General features: G+C 53.5%; 2 rRNA genes. Both read right to left on the bottom strand.

What is annotated here, in order from left to right:
* Positions 1-64: 64 nt before the first annotated feature.
* Positions 65-3193, bottom strand: a 23S ribosomal RNA gene (locus tag QMK22_RS17430).
* A 463-nt stretch (positions 3194-3656) separates the two neighbouring features.
* A 16S ribosomal RNA gene (locus tag QMK22_RS17435) occupies positions 3657-5190 on the bottom strand.
* The 16S and 23S rRNA genes sit together here, the layout of an rRNA operon.
* Positions 5191-5214: the final 24 nt, after the last annotated feature.

Genomic DNA, 5214 nt, shown 5'->3' on the forward strand with positions numbered 1-5214 from the left:
GTTGTTCTCGACCGTACATCGAGAACCACATAGTGGACGCTAAAGCAGCTTCTTCAAACTGAGTGTTATCAAATTATCGGCTTATTAGTACCGGTCAGCTCCATGGGTCTTTAGTCCCCACTTCCACATCCGGCCTATCAACGCAGTAGTCTAGCTGCGAGCCTCTCCCCCGAAGGGATGGAAATCTCATCTCGAAGCCGGCTTCCCGCTTAGATGCTTTCAGCGGTTATCCGTTCCGAACGTAGCTAATCAGCGGTGCTCCTGGCGGAACAACTGACACACCAGAGGTTCGTCCATCCCGGTCCTCTCGTACTAGGGATAGATCTTCTCAAATTTCCTGCGCGCGCAGCGGATAGGGACCGAACTGTCTCACGACGTTCTAAACCCAGCTCGCGTACCGCTTTAATGGGCGAACAGCCCAACCCTTGGGACCTACTCCAGCCCCAGGATGCGACGAGCCGACATCGAGGTGCCAAACCATGCCGTCGATATGGACTCTTGGGCAAGATCAGCCTGTTATCCCCGAGGTACCTTTTATCCGTTGAGCGACAGCGCTTCCACAAGCCACTGCCGGATCACTAGTCCCGACTTTCGTCCCTGCTCGACTTGTCAGTCTTACAGTCAAGCTCCCTTGTGCACTTACACTCGACACCTGATTACCAACCAGGTTGAGGGAACCTTTGGGCGCCTCCGTTACTTTTTAGGAGGCAACCGCCCCAGTTAAACTACCCACCAGGCACTGTCCCTGAACCGGATCACGGTTCGAAGTTAGGTATCCAATATGACCAGAGTGGTATTTCAACAATGACTCCACCTGAACTAGCGTCCAAGCTTCACAGTCTCCCACCTATCCTACACAAGCCACACCGAACACCAATACCAAGCTGTAGTAAAGGTCACGGGGTCTTTCCGTCCTGCTGCGCGTAACGAGCATCTTTACTCGTAATGCAATTTCGCCGAGTTCGCGGTTGAGACAGCTGGGAAGTCGTTACGCCATTCGTGCAGGTCGGAACTTACCCGACAAGGAATTTCGCTACCTTAGGATGGTTATAGTTACCACCGCCGTTTACTGGGGCTTAAATTCTCAGCTTCGCCTTGCGGCTAACCGTTCCTCTTAACCTTCCAGCACCGGGCAGGCGTCAGTCCGTATACATCGTCTTGCGACTTAGCACGGACCTGTGTTTTTAGTAAACAGTCGCTTCCCACTGGTCTCTGCGGCCTTCGAACGCTCCCGGAGCAAGTCCGTTCACGCCTCAGGCCCCCCTTCTCCCGAAGTTACGGGGGCATTTTGCCGAGTTCCTTAACCACGATTCTCTCGATCTCCTTAGTATTCTCTACCTGATCACCTGAGTCGGTTTGGGGTACGGGTGACTAAAACCTCGCGTCGATGCTTTTCTTGGCAGCATAGGATCACTGATTTCACCCTTACGGGCTACCCATCGGGTCTCAACCTTATATGAGAGACGGATTTGCCTATCTCTCGGCCTACATCCTTAGACCGGGTCAACCATCGCCCGGCTCAGCTACCTTCCTGCGTCACACCTGTTAATACGCTAACCGCACCAGCATAGGGTCGCACGCTAGGCCCCACGCTTCACCCCGAAGGGATCCATCTAGGGGATTCAGATGCTTAGCATTACTGGATTAGTTTGGGCGGTTTTTCGTCAGTACGGGAATATCAACCCGTTGTCCATCGACTACGCCTGTCGGCCTCGCCTTAGGTCCCGACTTACCCAGGGCGGATTAGCCTGGCCCTGGAACCCTTGATCTTTCGGAGGACGGGTTTCTCACCCGTCTTTCGCTACTCATGCCTGCATTCTCACTCGTGTGGCCTCCACGGCTGGTTTACACCGCCGCTTCGCTGGCCACACGACGCTCTCCTACCCATCAACACGGCTGAACCAACACCACAAGGGTGCGGCTAACCAAAAATATCAATGCCACAACTTCGGTGGCGTGCTTGAGCCCCGTTACATTGTCGGCGCGGAATCACTTGACCAGTGAGCTATTACGCACTCTTTCAAGGGTGGCTGCTTCTAAGCCAACCTCCTGGTTGTCTGTGCAACTCCACATCCTTTCCCACTTAGCACGCGCTTTGGGACCTTAGTTGGTGGTCTGGGTTGTTTCCCTCTCGACGATGAAGCTTATCCCCCACCGTCTCACTGCTGCGCTCTCACTTACCGGCATTCGGAGTTTGGCTGACGTCAGTAAGCTTTTGGGCCCCATCGGCCATCCAGTAGCTCTACCTCCGGCAAGAAACACGCAACGCTGCACCTAAATGCATTTCGGAGAGAACCAGCTATCACGAAGTTTGATTGGCCTTTCACCCCTATCCACAGCTCATCCCCTCCATTTTCAACTGAAGTGGGTTCGGTCCTCCACGACGTCTTACCGTCGCTTCAACCTGGCCATGGATAGATCACTTCGCTTCGGGTCTAGGACATGCGACTGAATCGCCCTATTCAGACTCGCTTTCGCTACGCATTCCCCTCTCGGGTTAAGCTCGCCACATATCACTAACTCGCAGGCTCATTCTTCAAAAGGCACGCTGTCACCAGAACAAAGCTGGCTCCAACGGTTTGTAAGCAAACGGTTTCAGGTACTATTTCACTCCCCTCCCGGGGTACTTTTCACCTTTCCCTCACGGTACTTGTTCACTATCGGTCATGTAGGAGTATTTAGGCTTATCAGGTGGTCCTGACTGATTCACACGGGATTTCTCGGGCCCCGTGCTACTTGGGATACTTCTCGGGCGATTGCTGCATTTCGACTACGGGGTTCGCACCCTCTATGACCAGGCTTTCAATCCTGTTCGTCTATACAACGTTCTAACCCTTACCATTCGGTAGAATAGGCAGAAAAGTCCCGCAACCCCGACCATGCAACGCCTACCGGCTATCACACATGATCGGTTTAGCCTCATCCGGGTTCGCTCGCCACTACTAACGGAATCACTGTTGTTTTCTCTTCCTGTGGGTACTGAGATGTTTCACTTCCCCACGTTCCCTCTACCCGCCCTATATATTCAGGCGGGAGTCACCAGGTCACCTTACGGGCCTGGCGGGGTTTCCCCATTCGGACATCCTCGGATCACAGTTCGTTTATCAACTCCCCGAGGCTTATCGCAGATTACTACGTCCTTCTTCGGCTCTACATGCCAAGGCATTCACCGTTTGCTCTTAAAAATTTGAAATCACATGAGTTTGAATCGATTAAGTATGCCGAATAAATTCGACATCGAAATTGACCAATGATCACGCACTCAATAAAGAGTGCATAGATCTTTGTAATTTGTCGGACCGAAGTCCGATCAAATTTAAGATGCTCGCGTCCACTGTGTAGTTCTCAAAGTACGGGCGGTACCCTGTCATGCCGGCGATGTATGCCAACCACAACAAAGTCCAGAAGAATCAGATCACCGATACCGAAGTACCCATGTTCCGGTCCCTCAGGACCCAACAGCGTGCATATACAAGTCTCTCCGACACCTACTTTTCCAACCCACATTCTTACGAACCAGGCGTACCGAGTAGATCTCAGCCGTTCTTGCATCAATGTCAATGTTCCACCCATGAGCGCCATCAGAAGACATTCGCTTCCGTATGACTGGCCACCATATTCCGCTGTATACAGACGGGACGGCACGTGCTCCTTAGAAAGGAGGTGATCCAGCCGCACCTTCCGGTACGGCTACCTTGTTACGACTTAGTCCTAATCACCGATCCCACCTTCGACAGCTCCGTCCCTTACGGGTTCGGCCACTGGCTTCGGGTGTTACCGACTTTCATGACTTGACGGGCGGTGTGTACAAGGCCCGGGAACGTATTCACCGCAGCGTTGCTGATCTGCGATTACTAGCGACTCCGACTTCATGAGGTCGAGTTGCAGACCTCAATCCGAACTGAGACCGGCTTTTTGGGATTCGCTCCACCTTGCGGTATTGCAGCCCTTTGTACCGGCCATTGTAGCATGCGTGAAGCCCAAGACATAAGGGGCATGATGATTTGACGTCATCCCCACCTTCCTCCGAGTTGACCCCGGCAGTATCCCATGAGTTCCCACCATTACGTGCTGGCAACATAGGACGAGGGTTGCGCTCGTTGCGGGACTTAACCCAACATCTCACGACACGAGCTGACGACAACCATGCACCACCTGTATACCGACCTTGCGGGGCGACCATTTCTGGCCGTTTCCGGTATATGTCAAGCCTTGGTAAGGTTCTTCGCGTTGCATCGAATTAATCCGCATGCTCCGCCGCTTGTGCGGGCCCCCGTCAATTCCTTTGAGTTTTAGCCTTGCGGCCGTACTCCCCAGGCGGGGAACTTAATGCGTTAGCTGCGACACGGAGACCGTGGAATGGTCCCCACATCTAGTTCCCAACGTTTACGGCATGGACTACCAGGGTATCTAATCCTGTTCGCTCCCCATGCTTTCGCTCCTCAGCGTCAGTTACGGCCCAGAGATCTGCCTTCGCCATTGGTGTTCCTCCTGATATCTGCGCATTCCACCGCTACACCAGGAATTCCAATCTCCCCTACCGCACTCTAGTCTGCCCGTACCCACTGCAGGCCCGAGGTTGAGCCTCGGGTTTTCACAGCAGACGCGACAAACCGCCTACGAGCTCTTTACGCCCAATAATTCCGGACAACGCTTGCACCCTACGTATTACCGCGGCTGCTGGCACGTAGTTAGCCGGTGCTTTTTCTGCAGGTACCGTCACTTCCAGGAAAACCCAGTCGCTTCTTCCCTACTAAAAGAGGTTTACAACCCGAAGGCCGTCGTCCCTCACGCGGCGTTGCTGCATCAGGCTTGCGCCCATTGTGCAATATTCCCCACTGCTGCCTCCCGTAGGAGTCTGGGCCGTGTCTCAGTCCCAGTGTGGCCGGTCACCCTCTCAGGCCGGCTACCCGTCGTCGCCTTGGTGAGCCATTACCTCACCAACTAGCTGATAGGCCGCGAGCTCATCCTTGACCAAAATTCTTTCCACCCCAGAAGATGCCTTCCAAGGTAATATCCGGTATTAGCTACAGTTTCCCGCAGTTATCCCAGAGTCAAGGGCAGATTGCTCACGTGTTACTCACCCGTTCGCCACTGATCCAAGGAGCAAGCTCCTCTTCACCGTTCGACTTGCATGTGTTAAGCACGCCGCCAGCGTTCGTCCTGAGCCAGGATCAAACTCTCCGTAAATGTTTGAATAGCTCCCGAATAAAT

Source organism: Cryobacterium sp. PH29-G1 (assembly GCF_030063365.1).
GTDB lineage: Bacteria > Actinomycetota > Actinomycetes > Actinomycetales > Microbacteriaceae > Cryobacterium.